The 16200-nt window shown below is 33.5% G+C and carries 17 protein-coding genes; 12 read left to right on the forward strand and 5 right to left on the reverse strand.

Going from position 1 to position 16200, the window contains the following annotated elements:
* The 3 genes from BM227_RS02630 to BM227_RS02640 all read right to left on the reverse strand — a co-directional run.
* A partial coding sequence (locus tag BM227_RS02630; protein ID WP_143089680.1) for a transposase family protein occupies positions 1-277 on the reverse strand: 277 nt, incomplete at its 3' end.
* Positions 278-310: 33 nt separating this feature from the next.
* Entirely contained in the window at positions 311-736 is a 426-nt protein-coding gene (locus tag BM227_RS02635; RefSeq protein WP_092910919.1) for a nitrate- and nitrite sensing domain-containing protein, read from the reverse strand.
* A gap of 154 nt (positions 737-890) precedes the next feature.
* Positions 891-2060, reverse strand: coding sequence for a methyl-accepting chemotaxis protein (locus tag BM227_RS02640; protein ID WP_092910921.1), 1170 nt, complete (start codon positions 2058-2060; stop codon positions 891-893).
* A gap of 457 nt (positions 2061-2517) precedes the next feature.
* On the opposite strand from BM227_RS02640, the gene BM227_RS02645 reads away from it, so the two are divergent.
* Entirely contained in the window at positions 2518-4503 is a 1986-nt protein-coding gene (locus tag BM227_RS02645; RefSeq protein WP_092910923.1) for an EAL domain-containing protein, read from the forward strand.
* Positions 4504-4508: 5 nt separating this feature from the next.
* Here BM227_RS02645 and BM227_RS12620 read toward each other — a convergent pair whose 3' ends face one another.
* Positions 4509-4739 carry a hypothetical protein gene (locus BM227_RS12620; protein WP_143089681.1) on the reverse strand — a complete coding sequence of 77 codons (231 nt, stop codon included), beginning with the start codon at positions 4737-4739 and terminating at the stop codon, positions 4509-4511.
* Positions 4740-4799: 60 nt separating this feature from the next.
* Here BM227_RS12620 and BM227_RS02650 point away from each other — a divergent pair, with 60 nt between their 5' ends.
* Positions 4800-6080, forward strand: a complete 1281-nt coding sequence (locus BM227_RS02650) for a M20/M25/M40 family metallo-hydrolase (RefSeq protein WP_092910924.1) — start codon at positions 4800-4802, stop codon at positions 6078-6080.
* Between the two features lie 51 nt (positions 6081-6131).
* Positions 6132-6587 carry a host attachment protein gene (locus BM227_RS02655; protein ID WP_092910926.1) on the forward strand — a complete coding sequence of 152 codons (456 nt, stop codon included), beginning with the start codon at positions 6132-6134 and terminating at the stop codon, positions 6585-6587.
* Here BM227_RS02655 and nth read toward each other — a convergent pair whose 3' ends face one another.
* The gene (gene nth, locus BM227_RS02660) at positions 6588-7235 is read right to left on the reverse strand and encodes an endonuclease III (protein ID WP_092911148.1); all 648 of its coding nucleotides are present in this window, start codon (positions 7233-7235) and stop codon (positions 6588-6590) included.
* Between the two features lie 100 nt (positions 7236-7335).
* On the opposite strand from nth, the gene BM227_RS02665 reads away from it, so the two are divergent.
* From BM227_RS02665 to BM227_RS02705, 9 genes are all read left to right on the forward strand, one after another.
* Positions 7336-7869: a Uma2 family endonuclease gene (locus BM227_RS02665; RefSeq protein ID WP_092910928.1), complete on the forward strand. Its 534-nt coding sequence runs from the start codon at positions 7336-7338 to the stop codon at positions 7867-7869.
* 74 nt (positions 7870-7943) lie between these two features.
* Positions 7944-8657, forward strand: a complete 714-nt coding sequence (locus tag BM227_RS02670; protein ID WP_092910930.1) for a YebC/PmpR family DNA-binding transcriptional regulator — start codon at positions 7944-7946, stop codon at positions 8655-8657.
* A gap of 60 nt (positions 8658-8717) precedes the next feature.
* Complete coding sequence (locus BM227_RS02675) at positions 8718-9536, forward strand: peptidylprolyl isomerase (RefSeq protein ID WP_092910932.1); 819 nt, start codon at positions 8718-8720, stop codon at positions 9534-9536.
* A gap of 17 nt (positions 9537-9553) precedes the next feature.
* Positions 9554-10630 (forward strand): class II fructose-bisphosphate aldolase, encoded by a 1077-nt coding sequence (fbaA, locus tag BM227_RS02680; protein WP_092910934.1) that lies wholly within the window; start codon positions 9554-9556, stop codon positions 10628-10630.
* A 22-nt stretch (positions 10631-10652) separates the two neighbouring features.
* Positions 10653-11519, forward strand: coding sequence for a 1-aminocyclopropane-1-carboxylate deaminase (locus BM227_RS02685; RefSeq protein WP_218147903.1), 867 nt, complete (start codon positions 10653-10655; stop codon positions 11517-11519).
* 82 nt (positions 11520-11601) lie between these two features.
* Entirely contained in the window at positions 11602-11832 is a 231-nt protein-coding gene (locus BM227_RS02690; protein WP_092910936.1) for an OadG family protein, read from the forward strand.
* 18 nt (positions 11833-11850) lie between these two features.
* A complete protein-coding gene (locus tag BM227_RS02695) occupies positions 11851-13665 on the forward strand; it encodes a biotin/lipoyl-containing protein (RefSeq protein WP_092910938.1) in 1815 nt (604 codons plus the stop codon).
* A 99-nt stretch (positions 13666-13764) separates the two neighbouring features.
* Positions 13765-15105 (forward strand): sodium ion-translocating decarboxylase subunit beta, encoded by a 1341-nt coding sequence (locus BM227_RS02700; RefSeq protein WP_092910940.1) that lies wholly within the window; start codon positions 13765-13767, stop codon positions 15103-15105.
* Between the two features lie 52 nt (positions 15106-15157).
* Positions 15158-16198: an AI-2E family transporter gene (locus tag BM227_RS02705; protein WP_092910942.1), complete on the forward strand. Its 1041-nt coding sequence runs from the start codon at positions 15158-15160 to the stop codon at positions 16196-16198.
* Positions 16199-16200: the final 2 nt, after the last annotated feature.

Genomic DNA, 16200 nt, shown 5'->3' on the forward strand with positions numbered 1-16200 from the left:
AAGCTGTCTCTAATTCATCTTTATCTACTATCTCAAAAAAATCATATAATCTTGATCTCCCAGGTATTCGTATAAACTCTACTCCTAGTAATTTTTTTATCTCCTTCCTTTTAGCGTTTGCTTTCATCCATTTATATACCTCTATTGGATTCTTTGCTCCCATTAATATAGCTATTATCGATAAAAACATTATTACCGGCAAACTATACTGTCTCCCCTGTGGTCTTGCCTGTTCTGATATATGCTCTTTTAAAATTTTCAATAATTCTGGCTCCATTTTTTCTCCCGATATAAATATACTTTTTTGGCTTTATAGCAAAAAGTATTCCTTAGTATCGGAATGGGCTATTTTTAGCTTTTTTAAGTCATTGTTGAGTAAATCAAGCTTCTGTTTAAATTCAGGTGAATATTTTGATAAATCAATGGAAGATAAAAGTATTTGATATTCTTTAATACGTTTATCTGTAAGTTTTCTCTGTTTAGGAAGCTTTGAGACAAATTTTTTTCCTTTACTTCCAACAAATCCAGCACTGGCTCCACGCTCTTTTTGTGTTTCGTGTATTAGTTGGCTAAGCTTTTCACTTAGTGTAACTAGCTCTTTGACTTTTTCTACCTTGTTTTGAAATTTAAAATGCTCATTCAAATCACCACTTGTAAAATATAGAAGTGATAATGTTGGTAATATAATCAATAAGATCATTTTACCTTTAATTGTAAGTTTTGATAGTAGATTCATAACTATTTCCCTTTTTTACATAATAAAGTTTTTCATTATCTTAAATAATATGCTTGACTATTGATACAGACATATGAATAACAATTGAATAACAATTCTAGTCAAAGTTAACTTAAATATTATTTGAGTCTATGATTTAAATAACAAGTATTTATTAGGTTCTAAATTGATTTAGTTTAACTGTAAGACTTTGTGCCATATTTTTCAAGCTATCTGTAAGTCTATTTATCTCTTTTACTCCATTATTGTTTGAAATAGAGTATTCACTTATAGTTTCTATACTCTCTACAATTTTTTTAGTATCATTTTGCAGGCTTAATGCATTTGAATATGATGCATCTGCAGTTTGGTATGATGTTTGCATTAATTTTGTTGCATTATTTATTTTTACTTCTACATTTTTTGACTTATCAGACATATTTTGTACATTTTCAGTAAATTTAACCATTTGCTGAGTTGCATCATTTATACCTTGAATTATAATGCTGATAGTGCCATCTATCTCTACGAGACTCTTTTGTGTACGTTCGGCAAGTAGTCTGACTTCATCTGCAACTACTGCAAAACCTCGTCCATGTGTTCCTGCACGAGCAGCTTCAATAGCAGCATTCAATGCAAGAAGATTTGTTTGTTCTGCTATTTCGCTGATCATATTTAAAATTCCTTTTATTTGGTCAGCATCATTCGACAGTTGATTAAGTTTATCTGATAAAATTGATTCTGTTTCTGCACTTGTCTGGATATTTGATACCATAGAATAAATATCCTCTTTTGCCTTGTCTAAACTTTCATTTGCACTTTCTAAATCTTTTTTTGTCTGTTCAACCATTGCTACTGACTCTTCAAGTGATTTTTGCATCTGCAAGCCGCTAGATTTTACTTCATTAATAATATTCAACTCTTCTTCAGTCTTCTTTTCAATATTATTTGAAATGATAGATAGTTTTGATGAAATAGTACTATTTTCATTAGCAGAGTGTTTTGCTTCACTAACAGTGCTTTGAATTTTTTCTATAAACAGATCAATATATTGAGAGACTTCACCAATTTCATCTTTAGAATGTATATTGAGCCTCTTTGTTAAATCACCATCTCCATCTGCTAAATCTTTTGCAATAGCCTTCATATTATTAAGTGGTGTAAGGATATATTTTTTTAATAGTAAAAAAGCTGCTACTTGTATTAAAATTGCTACAATAGAGTGTTCTGCCAATAGTTGTATAATGTCTTGATCTTTATTTATATATACAAAAATTATAGTTGTAGCAATATTTACATATAAGAGCTTTAAGTTAAACTCAAAAAAGATAGAGTGTTTATTCATAAGTTATATCCTTATCCTTATTTTTTTCATGATTACTAACACAAGCATAATTAAACGGTATTTTTTATTTAATTCTTCTTAAATATATGTAGTTTTCTAATTAAAATTTTATTTATGAATTTATACAAAATTACAATTTAAAATAGCTAATTATAGATAGTTTAAGATATATTATACTTAACTAAAACGATATTTATAATATAATAATTTATTATTAATATATAGAGTTGTAATCAATAAATAAAAGTTTTATTTTTTTATCAAAAATGGTTTAACTGTGTGGAAATATTGTATTAGGTACTATTTTAGACAAAATAATCAAAGGTTTTATTTTAACATATGTAATATAAGAGGCAGGAAAGCTTCAGGCACTATTAATTAAAAATTTGTTATCAATATAATTAAATAAATTAACTAAAAATTTAGGATAATAAATAATTTGGAGTGAGCAAATATTATGAATGAATTTCTTTCAAATAAAAAATTAGCTTTAAGAATAATTATATTTCTACTATTTTTGAGTCTATTTGCTGGTATATTGTTTAGTTTATTAATAAAAGAGATAGCTTTAACAAATTTAGCTCAAAATGATGCAAAGCAACGAAGTGAATTTATTTTTGAAATTATGATGGTAAAGATGCAAGAGGGATGGGGAAAAAAGGATCTTGAAAAAATTATAAATAGATTAAATAGAATGCATAAAGGACTTACTATAAAGTCTTACAGAAGTAGAAAAGTAGCAGAAATTTTTGGTGAATATAAAGATGAAAAAAGAGTTGTTGAATCTGATTCTTTAATTAAGAAAGCTATGAATGGAGAAGAGGTTTTTTATATTAACAATGATGGTTCTGAAGTTAGATTTATTTATCCGATAAAAGTAAAAAAAGAGTGTATAAGCTGTCACTATAATACAAAAATAGGGGATGTTAATGGTGTACTTGATATCAAGTTCTCATCTGATGACATATCTATACCTTTAAATCAAATGATAACATACTTTTTAATCTTCTTATTGATTTTTATTATAATAATATTCGCTGTATTTTACTATGTAATTACAAAAAAAATGGTAGATCCAATAACTAGATTTACTCAGAAAATGGAACAAATTGCTCAAAGTAATAAAATAGATCAAAACATTACAATTGACAGTAAAATATTGGAAATAAGAAAAATGGTGGCAGTTTTTAACCATTTAATTTCAAGAATACGTTTCTATTATGATAAATCTATTAAAAACTCATATACAGATACGCTTACAGGTTTACCAAATTTTATGGCTTTACGAGACTATTTAAAAGATATAGACTCTCCTACAGCAGTTTTATTTAATATAGATAGATTAAAAGATTTAAATGATTTTTACGGTTATGAAGTAGGTGATTTTGTTATTTGTTCTCTTGCTGAAAGAATAGTTGAGTCTATAGATGAATCAGGAAAAGTATTTAGGCTTGGTGGTGATGAAATTGTTTGGATAAAAGAGGGAGATATAGATCTTTTTGAGCTTCTTGAGCTTCTTGAAAAGATTAATTATGAACCTATTGATTATGAAGGTGGGGAAATATACATTTCTGTTCATTGTGGTATAGGAAAAGGGAAAAAAAGGTTGATAGAAAAAGCTTCAATAGCTCTTCAACTTGCAAAAGATAATAATAGACCTATTGAATTTATGAGTGACAAAGATGAAAATGAGGGTAAGAATGAGCTATATAGAGATAGGCTTGAGTGGACAAAAAAATTAAAAGAAGCTTTTGAAGATGATAGAATCCTTACATATTTTCAACCTATTTTGGAGGTAGGACTTGATAAGCCAAGAAAATTTGAAACGCTAGTACGTATTAAAGGTGAAGATGGCACTATCTACTCACCTGGCGAATTTATGAGTGCTGCTAAACACTCTCGTTTATATTTAAAAATGACTAGAACAATTGTTTTAAAAGCAATGACTTATATGAGAGAAAAACCGTATGAGTTTTCATTAAACTTGTCTATGGAAGATATAGCAGATCTTCCTACAAAAAATTATATTTTGGAGTTACTTAAATCTTTTCCTGAGCCAAATCGTGTAATATTTGAAATTTTGGAGACAGAAGAGATTGATGAGTTTGATTTAATTAGTGAATTTATCAAAGAAGCAAAAGAGATAGGAGCTAAGATAGCAATAGATGATTTTGGAAGTGGCTACTCTAACTATAACTATGTAATAAGATTAAACATAGATTATATAAAAATTGATAGTTCATTAATTCGTAATATTAGTAAAGATAAAAACAGTAAAGTTGTTGTTGAATCTATTGTTTGGACTGCTCATCAATTAGGACTGAAAACTATAGCTGAATATGTAGATAGTAAAGAGATAATGGAAGAAGTAAAAAATATGGGTATCGATTTTATACAAGGTTACTATATAGGAAAGCCTATGGAAAATATAGAGAGTATTTAAATTTATTATTCACCAATAGTTATTTGAATAGTAGGTGTAAAACCATACTCTATTACATCTTCATTACAGTCACGATGATAAACTCCGGCAGCATCATAATACTCGACGCAATCTCTGTACTTATGAGTACTTACACCAAATCGATGAATGCCATTTCCTTCTTCATGGAAATATATACACCCTTGTAATGATAGTAACAATAATATAAATATTATGTAAATGCAAATTTTATTCATAGGTTTTATTATATACTTTCATATCTTAAAACTCAGGTTATAAATTTACTGGGAGTCAAAATGCAAAATGTAATTGATATATTTAAAGATATTTGTAAAATACCTCATTGCAGTGGTAATACAAAAGAGTTAAAAGATTTTATAGTCTCTTTTTCTAAAAGCTTTGGCTACAGTGTTGAAACAGATGATGCAGGCAATATAATGGTAAGAGCCAAAGAAGCTAAAGTTACACTGCAAGCTCACTATGACATGGTATGCATAGGACATGCTCCAAATATTGAACCAATTGAAAAAGATGGGTGGATGTTTGCAAAAGATAGTTCACTTGGTGCAGATAATGGCATAGGTGTTGCAATGATGCTCTTTTTGATACAAAACAATACTAAAGCAGACTTTTTGTTTACGAATGATGAAGAGATAGGACTTATAGGAGCAGAGGCACTATCTTTGAGTATAAATACGCCATACTTGCTAAATCTTGACAGTGAAGAGTTGGGAAAAGTATACATAGGTTGTGCAGGCGGAGAAGATATTTTTGTTAAAAAGGCTTTGGAGTGGGAGAGTGCCCCGGAGGATGGAAATTGGTTTTTGCTGGAATCTAGCGGACCTGGTGGACACTCAGGTGTCAATATAGCAGACAATATTCCAAATGCCATAACAGAACTTTGTCGAGTAATTTATGAAAATCCTGAAATGAGAGTTGCTAATATAAAGGGTGGAGAGCGTATAAACTCTATACCAAGATACGCTGAAGCTATTGTATGGTTGCCTGATGGAATAGCTCTTAATAATAAAAACAGTTATGTACCAGCAACTCCTCTTTCAAATCGACCTGCTAAAATTTTGAAAGATGGTAAAAAAATTGCTACAGAGCTTTTATCTTTTGCACATGGTGTTAGAGAGTGGAACACTTCTCTTGGCTTACCTCATACAAGTATAAACCTTGCAACAGTAAAGATTGAAGATGAGATTTGCATATCGCTATCTGGACGCTCAATGTCCAATGATACTCTTGCATCACTTACTATGCAAACAGTCGCCTGGTGGGAATTACTTGGTTACTCTTGTACAACTGATGGAAAATATCCTGCTTGGGACCCGGTAGTAAATGAATTTAGTGAAAAAGTTCTTGAATGTTGTAAGACAAAGGTATCTAACGCATCATATGCAGCTATTCATGCCGGACTTGAGTGTGCTCTTTTTGCCCAAAAATATCCAAATTTAAAAATTGCATCTATTGGTCCAACTATCCTTGATCCGCATTCAGATCGTGAGCGTGTTGATCTTGATTCTGTTTTTAAGGTATTGAATATTATAGAACAAGTCATTAAGGACATATAGGTTCCACAATAATAAGATATTATGGGTCTCATATGAAAAAAAGGAGACCCAATGAGAGTTGGTGACATTGTAATTGTAAGTGATTTGGGAGAGATGAAAATATATAGAGCTGCTCCACGTGATTTAGAGGCTGAGGCAGATTCAAAAAGTGAAAATATTAAACTTGATTTGATAGAGACTAAAGATTATCTTCTTTCTCACTGGAAAGTTCATGATTTAGTGAGTGATCAAGCAGGTAGGTTTAAAGGTGGTAATCAAGGTGAAAATCATGAGCTTATTAAAAATATTGAAGAGGATATTATAAAGACAGTTGCAAAGGATATATCTAAAACTGTTTCTCAGGGTAAGGTGCAAAAATGGTTTTTAGGAGCTTCAGAAACAGTTTATGATCAGATTTTGGAAAAGGTGTCTAAATCTGCCAAAGAGACTCTTTTTTTAGGAGTAAAAAAAGATTTGGTAAAAACAGACAAAATCGATTTAATTAAAATCTTCAAGAAGAAGATTTAATCATTTAGCTTTAAAACTCTCTTTGCTTTTACAAAGATCTGTTAGAAAACAATCTTTGTCGCATTTGGGGTTTTTAGCTGTACAAATGTAACGCCCAAACAGAACCATTGCCTGATGTAAGCGATGCAAATCTGTCTTGAATTTTTCAACAAGATCCTTTTCTGTTTCCGTTACTGTTTTAGCCTTACTCAATCCCAACCTGTGAGCAACACGAAAGACATGGGTATCAACTGCCATTAAGTTTGCACCGGTGTATTCAATCATTACAACATTTGCAGTTTTTTGTCCAACACCAGGAAGTTTAACAAGCTCTTTTTCATCTAGAGGTATCTCTCCATTGTATTTTTCTATCACCATTTGAGCCATTTTTATAATATTTTTAGCTTTATTATTAAAAAAAGAGCAAGTTTTAATAAGTTCTTTTACATCATCAAGCTCTGCAACTGCTAGTGATGAGACATCAGGATATGCTTTGAAAAGTGCCGGTGTAATTATGTTAACACGTTTATCTGTACATTGTGCTGAGAGCATAACGGCTATTAGAAGTTCATACAGATTTTTATAGTTAAGTTCAGTAACAGAGTCAGGGTAGTGTTCTAAAAAACGTTGTTTAATCTCTTCAATCTCTTTTTTTGTTGCAAGTTTCATATAAAAATCTCCGTCAAAAAAACTTTTTGTGTATTTTGACATAAAATAGAGCTTTTAGATAGAATAGTGCAAAAATCGTACTCTTTAAAAGGATGATGAGATGGGTGCAAGAGAGTTAGCGAATTATAGTTATGAAGATTATCTACAAATTGTCCAGACAACACCGGAAAATGAGAGATATGAGCTGATTTTTGGTCATATATATGCAATGGCAGGTGCTAGTGCTATTCATCAAGATGTTGTTTTAAATATTGCATCTTTTTTTAAAAGTTTAAAGAAAGAGACAAATTGTTTTCCAAGAGTTGCTCCATTTGACTTAAAACTAGAGTGTGCAGGTAGTATAAATGTAGTTCAGCCAGATATTTTAGTTTACTGCAATGAAAAAGAGCTTCCTTGTGCTATATTTGAAGTTTTAAGTCCATCAACAGCATACAAAGATAAAACAGTAAAGAAAGATCTTTACGAGCAGTGTGGAGTTTTAAACTATTTTTTAGTTGACCCAGAAGCAAAAACAGTAGACAAGTTCCTTTTAAAGAGTAAAAAATATCACTATATAGGGTGTTATGGCATTGATGATAAGATGGAAATAGAGTGTTTTGATATGGAAGTTGATGTTAAAGAGATGTTTGAGTAAAAAGTGTTTAATCAACAAAATTATATTTTATAAAAGGTATAATACGCTCAAATTCTTTATAAGAAGGAATGTTTATGGCAGGTCATAACAAATGGTCGAAAGTTAAGCATATTAAAGCTAAAGAGGATGCTAAAAAAGGCAAACTTTTTACCAAAGCTGTTCGTGACATAACTACTGCGGCAAAAGCTGGAGGAGGCGATCCAGATACAAATGCAGCTTTGCGTTTGGCAATTGAGCGCGCTCGAGCTGTCTCTATGCCAGCTGAAAATATTCAACGAGCCATTGACAAAGCAACTGGTAATCTAAAGGGTGTTAACTATGAAGAGATTACCTATGAAGGTTATGGTCCAGGTGGTGTAGCGATAATGGTTGAAACTATGACTGATAACAAAAACCGCACTGTTGCATCTGTTAGGCACGCATTTAACAAATCTGGCGGAAGTTTGGGTACAAGTGGAAGTGTCTCTTGGATGTTTGAAAAAAAGGGTATCATAACAGTAGAGAGAAGTGACAAAGATGATGAAGTTATGGAAGCTGCTTTAGATAACGGTGCTAGTGACATTAAAGAGTTTGATGAGGTTTTAGTCATAGAGAGCGAACCTGCAGATTTTGATACTCTTTTACAAGCTGTTGAAAAAGTTGGTGTAAACATATTGGAAAGTTCAGTAGGTTTGGTTGCTACAAATACAATAGATGTTGATGATGAGACTGCTGTAAAAGTTGAGAAACTAATAGATATGTTGGAAGAAGATGATGATGTCCAAAATGTTTATCACAATATGGAGTGATTAACTTTTATTAATCAATGTTTTAGTACAATTTCTTAACTCAATCACAAAAGGAAAAAGATGAAAAAAATTATTTTAGCAGGTTTAAGTGCCGCAACATTGGCTCTTTCTCTTCCAGCTGCAGACACATTGGCAACTGTTAATGGTCACAAGATAACAAAAGAGGATGTCCAAACAGTACTTAACTCTATGGGTGCGCGTACAACATATGATGCACTTCCTGATGACATTAAGAAAAAAGTTTTAGATCAAATAATTGAGCAACAACTTCTTCAAGAAAAAGCACTTAAAAGTGGAATAGAAAAAAGTAAAGAGTATAAAGAAGCTCTTGATAAGCTTAAAAAGAAGCTTGCACTTGATATATGGATGAAAAAAGAGCTTGATAAGATCCAAGTAAGTGACAAAGAGGCAAAAAAAGTTTATGAAGAGCATAAAAATTCATTCCAGCGTCCAGAGAGTGTTCATGCTCGCCATATTCTTTTAAAAACAGAAGAAGAAGCAAAAAAAGTTATTGAAGAGTTGAGCAAAACTCCTAAGTCTAAACTAAAATCAAAATTTGAAGAGCTTGCAAAAACTAAATCTACTGGACCAAGTGCATCACGCGGTGGTGATTTGGGAACATTTGGTCGTGGTCAAATGGTTAAACCATTTAGTGATGCAGCATTTGCTCTAAAAGCAGGAGAATTTACAAAACAACCTGTTAAAACACAATTTGGTTACCATATTATCTATGTTGAAGAGAAAAACCCAGCACAAACTGTTCCTTTTGAACAGGTAAAAGATAGAATTAAACAAAATCTGAAAATGGAAAAATTTAAAGATAAAATACAAGAGATTGCTAAAGGTCTTAGATCTAAAGCAAAGATTAAATATCAGTAATTTTATGAGGAGTAAGTATGAAGGGCGTTAAAATTTCAGATTTTGTAAAGCCTGGTGTTGTCACTGGAGATGATGTTCAGAAAATTTTTGAGATAGCAAAAGCAAATGAGTTTGCACTTCCTGCTGTTAATGTAGTAGGAAGTAACTCTATTAATGCAGCTTTGGAAGCTGCGCGTGAGGTTAACTCTCCAATCATCATTCAGTTTAGCAATGGTGGTGCAGCTTTCAATGCTGGAAAAGGGCTTGATTCTGAAAAAGGAGCAGTTTTAGGTGCTATAAGCGGAGCACAACATATTCATATGCTAGCAGAGGCTTATGGAGTTCCTGTTATTATACATACCGACCATGCTGCACGCAAACTTTTACCTTGGATCGATGCACTGCTTGAAGCAAGTGAAAAGCATTTTGAAAAGACAGGTAAACCTCTTTTTAGTTCACATATGATTGATCTTAGTGAAGAGCCACTTGAGCAGAATATTGAGACTTGTAAAGCATATCTTGAGCGAATGAGCAAGATGGGAATGACTCTTGAGATAGAGCTTGGTATTACAGGTGGTGAAGAGGATGGTGTTGACAATACAGATGTTGATAACAAACTTCTCTATACTCAGCCTGAAGAGGTAGCTTATGCTTATGAAGAGTTGAGCAAAATTAGCGATCGTTTTACAATTGCAGCATCATTTGGAAATGTACACGGAGTCTATAAACCTGGAAATGTAGTTTTACGTCCTGAGATTCTTGACAACTCTCAAAAATATATTGAAGAGAAGTTTAAGACAGAAAGTAAGCCTGTTAATTTTGTTTTCCACGGAGGAAGCGGATCTGAACTAAAAGATATTCGTGATGCAATCAGCTATGGTGTAATTAAAATGAATATCGATACAGATACCCAGTGGGCATTTTGGGCTGGTGTAAAAGGGTATGTAGAGAAGTATCATGACTATCTACAAGGACAAATAGGTAACCCTGAAGGTGAAGATAAACCAAATAAGAAATATTATGATCCTAGAAAGTGGTTGCGTGAAGGTGAAAAGTCTATGGTCGAAAGACTTAAAGTTGCTTTTGAAGACTTAAACTGCGTTGATCGCTACTAAGATTAACTTTCCACCCTCTCGGGTGGATCAATTTTTTTGGAAAGGCAAAGAGTGGTTCGTCAAACGTGATGAACTCATAGATTTGCGTTTTTCCGGTAACAAGTTACGAAAACTCTACCCATTACTACAAACTGATCCTAAAGAATTTTCTACACTCATTAGTTTTGGCGGTGCTCAATCGAATGCAATGCTCTCCATTGCCTATTTGTGCGATTTAAAAGGTTGGGAGTTTATCTACTATGTGAAGAAGATGCCAAAGTGGTTAAAAGATGCTCCTAGTGGAAATTTAAAGTTGGCACTAGAGCTTGGTATGAAAATAGTAGAGATTCCACATTTAGAGTTTTATGATCATATAAACAGGGTTCGTAGTAACATTTCTGAAGATGCAGTTTTTGTTCCGCAAGGTGGTGCATGTAAATTGGCAAAAGAGGGTGTACGCATTTTAGCTGAAGAGATTTTATCTTGGAAAAGAGAGAATGGTATAGACTCTTTTAGTGTAGCTACTCCAAGTGGTACAGGAACTACAGCTCTTTATTTAAGACAATATTTGCCTAAAGAGATTTCCGTAGTTACTACACCTGTAGTAGGAGACAGAGATACACTTATTTCTCAATGGAAAAGTCTTGAACCAGATGGAGAGAATCTTCCTGAAATTTTAGGGAATTTACCTAAACATCCATTTGCAAAACCTAAAAAGGAGTACCTTGATGTCTGGGCTTCTTTAAAAGATGCTGGAATAGAGTTTGATCTTGTTTATGCACCTAAAATGTGGCTGGAATTACTAGATAGCTACAATACTCTTAAAAAGCCAATACTATATGTTCACAGTGGCGGTGTAATTGGTAATATCTCCCAAATTGAGCAATATCGCTACAAAGGCTTTCTTTAAATAGAAAAAATATGCAATATTCAATCTTTTAAAAGTAAAACTGTTTTAAAATTATCGAATACTACAATAAGGTAGGTTTACAATGGAAAACATGGTAGCAGAAAGCTTCAAGTATATGATTCTTGGAATGGGAATCGTATTTGTATTTCTTTACACTATGGTTTTGGTTTTGCAACTTCAAGCAAAACTGATTGCCAAATATTTCCCTGAAAAACCGGCTGAACCAGCTGGCAATAAATCATCTGGGCTTGATAAGAAGAAGGTTGCTGCTGTGATTGCAGCTATTCAGCACCATAAAAATCTCGGCAAATAAAGATTTCAAAGGAACCTTATGGCGAAAAAGAAAAAGTATATCGATGTAATGGATACAACTTTCCGTGATGGATTTCAGTCTGTCTTCGGCGGTCGTGTCCTTATGGAGGATTTTCTTCCGGCGGTAGAAGCAGCAAAAGAAGCGGGTATTACTCACTTTGAATTTGGTGGTGGTGCACGTTTTCAGAGCCTTTTCTTCTATTTACAGGAAAATGCATTTGACATGATGGACAAGTTCCGTGAAACTGTAGGTCCAGAAGCAAATCTTCAAACATTGGCACGAGGGATCAATACGGTTATGCTAGATACCGGTAGTCGTGAAATGATTGACCTTCATGCCAAACTATTTAAAAAGCATGGTACAACTACAATTCGAAACTTTGATGCTTTGAATGACGTAGATAACCTAGCATATAGTGCCGAGTGTATTAAAAAGCATGGTCTTAAGCATGAAGTTGTTGTAACTATCATGGACCTTCCTCCTGGATGTTACGGTGCACATGATGCAGATTTCTATGAAAAAGTATTGAGACGTATTTTAGATTCAGGATTACCGTTTGACAGTGTCTGCTTTAAAGATGCAAGTGGTACATCTAATCCAAACAAAGTTTACGAAACTATTAAAATGGCTCGTAAACTTCTTCCTGAAGGAACACATCTCCGCCTTCATACACACGAAACAGCAGGTGTTAGTGTTGCTTGTTATCTTGCAGCTCTAGAAGCAGGTGTAGATGGTATAGATATGGCAGCTCATCCTGTTAGCGGTGGTACAAGCCAACCAGATATTCTTACAATGCTTCACGCAACTAAAGGTAGCGAATATGATCTTGGTGGTTTAGAGCTAGAGAAAGTACTTAAGTATGAAGAAGTATTAGCTGACTGCTTGAAAGATTACTTTATTCCACCTGAAGCTACACAAGTTTCTCCTCTAATTCCATTCTCTCCAATGCCTGGTGGAGCATTAACTGCAAATACTCAAATGATGCGAGACAGTGGAATCTTGCATAAATATCCGGAAGTAATCCGTGCTATGCAAGAAGTTGTTGAAAAAGGTGGTTATGGTACATCTGTAACACCAGTGTCTCAGTTCTATTGGCAACAAGCGTTCAATAACGTAATGTTTGGTCCTTGGAAGAAGATAGCTCCTGGTTATGGACGTATGGTTCTTGGATATTTTGGTAAAACACCTACTGAACCAGATCCAGAAGTTGTAAAGATTGCGGCAGAACAGCTTAAGCTTGAGCCAACAAAAGAGAATCCTTTAGACATAGCAGATCGTGATGAAACTAAGTCAATCGCTCATTGGAAAAAAGTTCTAGAAGATGAGGGACTTGAAACAACAGAAGAGAATATCTTTATCGCAGCTGCTTGCGATAAGAAAGGAATCGCTTTCTTAAAAGGCGAGTCACCATTAATGGTACGTAAAAAAGATCAAGAAGAAGAAAATAAAAAAGAAGGTGGATCTATGAGTAGCGCAACAGGTGTATATACAGTTATAGTTGATGGTCAGAAGTTCAATGTTCAAGTTGCTGAAGGTGAAGGTGAAATTGTAGTAAAAGAGGCTGCAAGCACTCCTGCTCCTGCATCAGAAGCTGAAGTTCCTGCAGAAAATGCTCCAGGTTTAACAGAAGTTACAGCTCAAGTACCTGGTAATGTTTGGAAAATTATTAAAAACCCAGGTGATACTGTAGAAGAGGGTGAAGTAATTATGATTCTTGAAGCAATGAAGATGGAGATAGATATTCCATCTCCTAAAGCAGGAAGAATTGCTAAAATTAATGTTTCTACAAATCAAGCAGTACAAGAGGGGCAGATTCTAGCATTGGTAGAGTAGTAATGCATAAGTTTTCCCTTCAAAGCAGCAGCTTTGTTGGGAGCAAATTTCAATAATGTTTTTACTGAAGTTTCTTCAGGAAAAAGGAGATTTTTAAGTATGAAAAAAAGTATCATAGCAGGTCTGCTGCTGTTTTTTGCACTTTTTGCAGGTAATGCTGTTGCTAGCGAACATGCAGCATCACCTTCACATACAACTGAAGTGACAAAAAGTGCTCAACAAGCAGAGAATCATGATAAAAGTATCTGGGAACTGTTGAAATCATTCTATAAGACTACAGGTATTTATGCATTTACAACACCTCAAGATAATGTTGTAAATGGCGAGGAAGAGAAGGTAAGCTCATTCCATCAAACTTGGGGTCGTATTATTATGATAGGTATTACCCTTCTACTATTCTACCTCGCTATTGCAAAAGGGTTTGAGCCTCTTTTACTGATTCCAATAGGATTTGGTGGTCTTTTAGCTAATATTCCAATGGCAAATATGACTGGCGATCACGGATTTTTGGGAGTAATTTACAATGCCGGTATAGCAAATGAGTTCTTCCCGCTACTTATCTTTATGGGTGTTGGGGCAATGACAGATTTTGGTCCTATGCTTGCAAACCCTAAAACAGCACTTCTTGGTGGTGCGGCTCAGTTTGGTATTTTTGGAACGTTGGTAGGTGCAGCAGCACTTAGCCAATTTACACCACTATTTGATTTCTCACTTCAAGATTGTGCGGCAATCTCAATTATTGGTGGTGCTGACGGTCCGACATCTATCTTTATAGCAAGTAAGCTTGCTCCTGACTTATTGGGTGCAATTGCTGTAGCTGCATACTCATATATGGCACTTGTTCCTGTTATTCAGCCTCCAATTATGAAGGCATTGACTACTGAGAGTGAACGTGTCATTGTTATGAAGCAACAAAGAAAAGTACATAAACTTGAAAAGCTTTTCTTACCATTAATCGTTCTTGGTCTTAGTATTCTTTTATTACCAGAATCAACACCTCTTATTGGTGCATTTACATTTGGTAACTTTGCAAAAGAGTCAGGTGTTGTAGACAGACTAAGTGATACAATGCAAAATGCTTTGATCAACATAGTTACAATTCTTTTAGGTCTTGGTGTTGGTTCAAAACTTGCAGCAGAGAAGTTCCTTGTAGGTGATACTCTTGGAATTTTAATTCTTGGTCTTGTTGCATTTGCTGTAGGTACTGCGGCAGGTGTTTTAATGGCTAAATTGATGAATAAATTTTCGTCAGAACCTATTAACCCACTTATTGGTGCTGCTGGAGTTTCTGCAGTTCCAATGGCAGCAAGGGTTGTAAACAAAGTTGGTATGGATGCTAAACCTGGAAATATTCTTTTAATGCATGCAATGGGTCCAAACGTTGCAGGTGTTATTGGTTCTGCAGTTGCAGCAGGTGTTTTAATCTCTATCTTTAACTAATTTAAAAATCTACTTCGCCCATATTGGGTGAAGTGGAAAATGAAGTAAGCCTATGACAAAAACATCAGTCTATCATACAATTGTTGCATTGGCTTCTATAGTAGTTATAATTGCAGGATTAAAGTATTCTGCCTCTTTGATTGTTCCATTCTTATTATCTATCTTTATATCACTTCTTTTAATGCCACTATTGCGATGGCTTATAAAAAAAGGCATTCCTAAAATGGTGGCTTTTTTTATGGTCATTATTTTTGTTTTTCTATTATTTATCTCAATCTCTGGTTTAATAACAAGTCAAATGGCAGATTTGTTTAAAAATTCTGAGCATTGGCAAACTTTGATGGTTGAAAATCTAAAACTATGGATAATGCATTTAAAAGATCTTGGTATAGATATAGATCAAGAACTATTTTTTTCAATGCTTCAGCCACAAAGAATTTTTACTTTTGCTCTTTCTATTGTTAAAAATGCTTCTATGATGTTATCGTATTCATTTCTTATATTTTTCACCGTTGTATTTATGTTATTAGAATCATTCTCTATAAAAACAAAAATAGAGTATTTAGAAAAGAATGGATCACCAGGGTTAGCACATAGAATAGATCTTTTTACAGAGAAACTAAATCACTATTTTACATTGAAAGCATTTACCAGTTTATTAACAGGTATATGGATTTCAGCTGTACTATATTCATTTGATGTTCCATATCCACTGCTATGGGGTCTTGGAGGTTTTATGCTGAATTTTATTCCTGTAATAGGTTCAATTATAGCAGCAATTCCTCCTGTTCTTATTGCTCTTGCTACTCAAGGTTATGCAGATGCTTTATGGATAGCAGGATGGTTTATAGTCATAAATGTGGTTATTGGAAATATCTTAGAGCCTAAAATCATGGGTAAAGGTTTAGAGATATCTGAACTTGTTGTATTCTTATCACTTGTATTTTGGGGATGGGTTTTTGGAAAGGTTGGAATGCTTTTAGCAGTTCCATTGACTATGGTGGTAAAATTTGCCCTTGAAACTTCTGACTCAACTAGATGGATAGCAGTACTTTTAAGTGATATTGTTAAAGATAATAAGAAAAGAGTATAGAA

It is taken from the genome of Hydrogenimonas thermophila (assembly GCF_900115615.1).
Lineage (GTDB): Bacteria > Campylobacterota > Campylobacteria > Campylobacterales > Hydrogenimonadaceae > Hydrogenimonas > Hydrogenimonas thermophila.

Coding starts and splice junctions, on each gene's coding strand:
- BM227_RS12620 (WP_143089681.1), bottom strand. CDS start 4,739: ATGAATAAAATTTGCATTTACATAATATTTATATTATTGTTACTATCA.
- BM227_RS02655 (WP_092910926.1), top strand. CDS start 6,132: ATGAGAGTTGGTGACATTGTAATTGTAAGTGATTTGGGAGAGATGAAA.
- BM227_RS02705 (WP_092910942.1), top strand. CDS start 15,158: ATGACAAAAACATCAGTCTATCATACAATTGTTGCATTGGCTTCTATA.
- BM227_RS02650 (WP_092910924.1), top strand. CDS start 4,800: ATGCAAAATGTAATTGATATATTTAAAGATATTTGTAAAATACCTCAT.
- BM227_RS02690 (WP_092910936.1), top strand. CDS start 11,602: ATGGAAAACATGGTAGCAGAAAGCTTCAAGTATATGATTCTTGGAATG.
- fbaA (WP_092910934.1), top strand. CDS start 9,554: ATGAAGGGCGTTAAAATTTCAGATTTTGTAAAGCCTGGTGTTGTCACT.
- BM227_RS02665 (WP_092910928.1), top strand. CDS start 7,336: ATGGGTGCAAGAGAGTTAGCGAATTATAGTTATGAAGATTATCTACAA.
- BM227_RS02675 (WP_092910932.1), top strand. CDS start 8,718: ATGAAAAAAATTATTTTAGCAGGTTTAAGTGCCGCAACATTGGCTCTT.
- BM227_RS02645 (WP_092910923.1), top strand. CDS start 2,518: ATGAATGAATTTCTTTCAAATAAAAAATTAGCTTTAAGAATAATTATA.
- BM227_RS02670 (WP_092910930.1), top strand. CDS start 7,944: ATGGCAGGTCATAACAAATGGTCGAAAGTTAAGCATATTAAAGCTAAA.
- BM227_RS02640 (WP_092910921.1), bottom strand. CDS start 2,060: ATGAATAAACACTCTATCTTTTTTGAGTTTAACTTAAAGCTCTTATAT.
- BM227_RS02635 (WP_092910919.1), bottom strand. CDS start 736: ATGAATCTACTATCAAAACTTACAATTAAAGGTAAAATGATCTTATTG.
- BM227_RS02700 (WP_092910940.1), top strand. CDS start 13,765: ATGAAAAAAAGTATCATAGCAGGTCTGCTGCTGTTTTTTGCACTTTTT.
- nth (WP_092911148.1), bottom strand. CDS start 7,235: ATGAAACTTGCAACAAAAAAAGAGATTGAAGAGATTAAACAACGTTTT.
- BM227_RS02695 (WP_092910938.1), top strand. CDS start 11,851: ATGGCGAAAAAGAAAAAGTATATCGATGTAATGGATACAACTTTCCGT.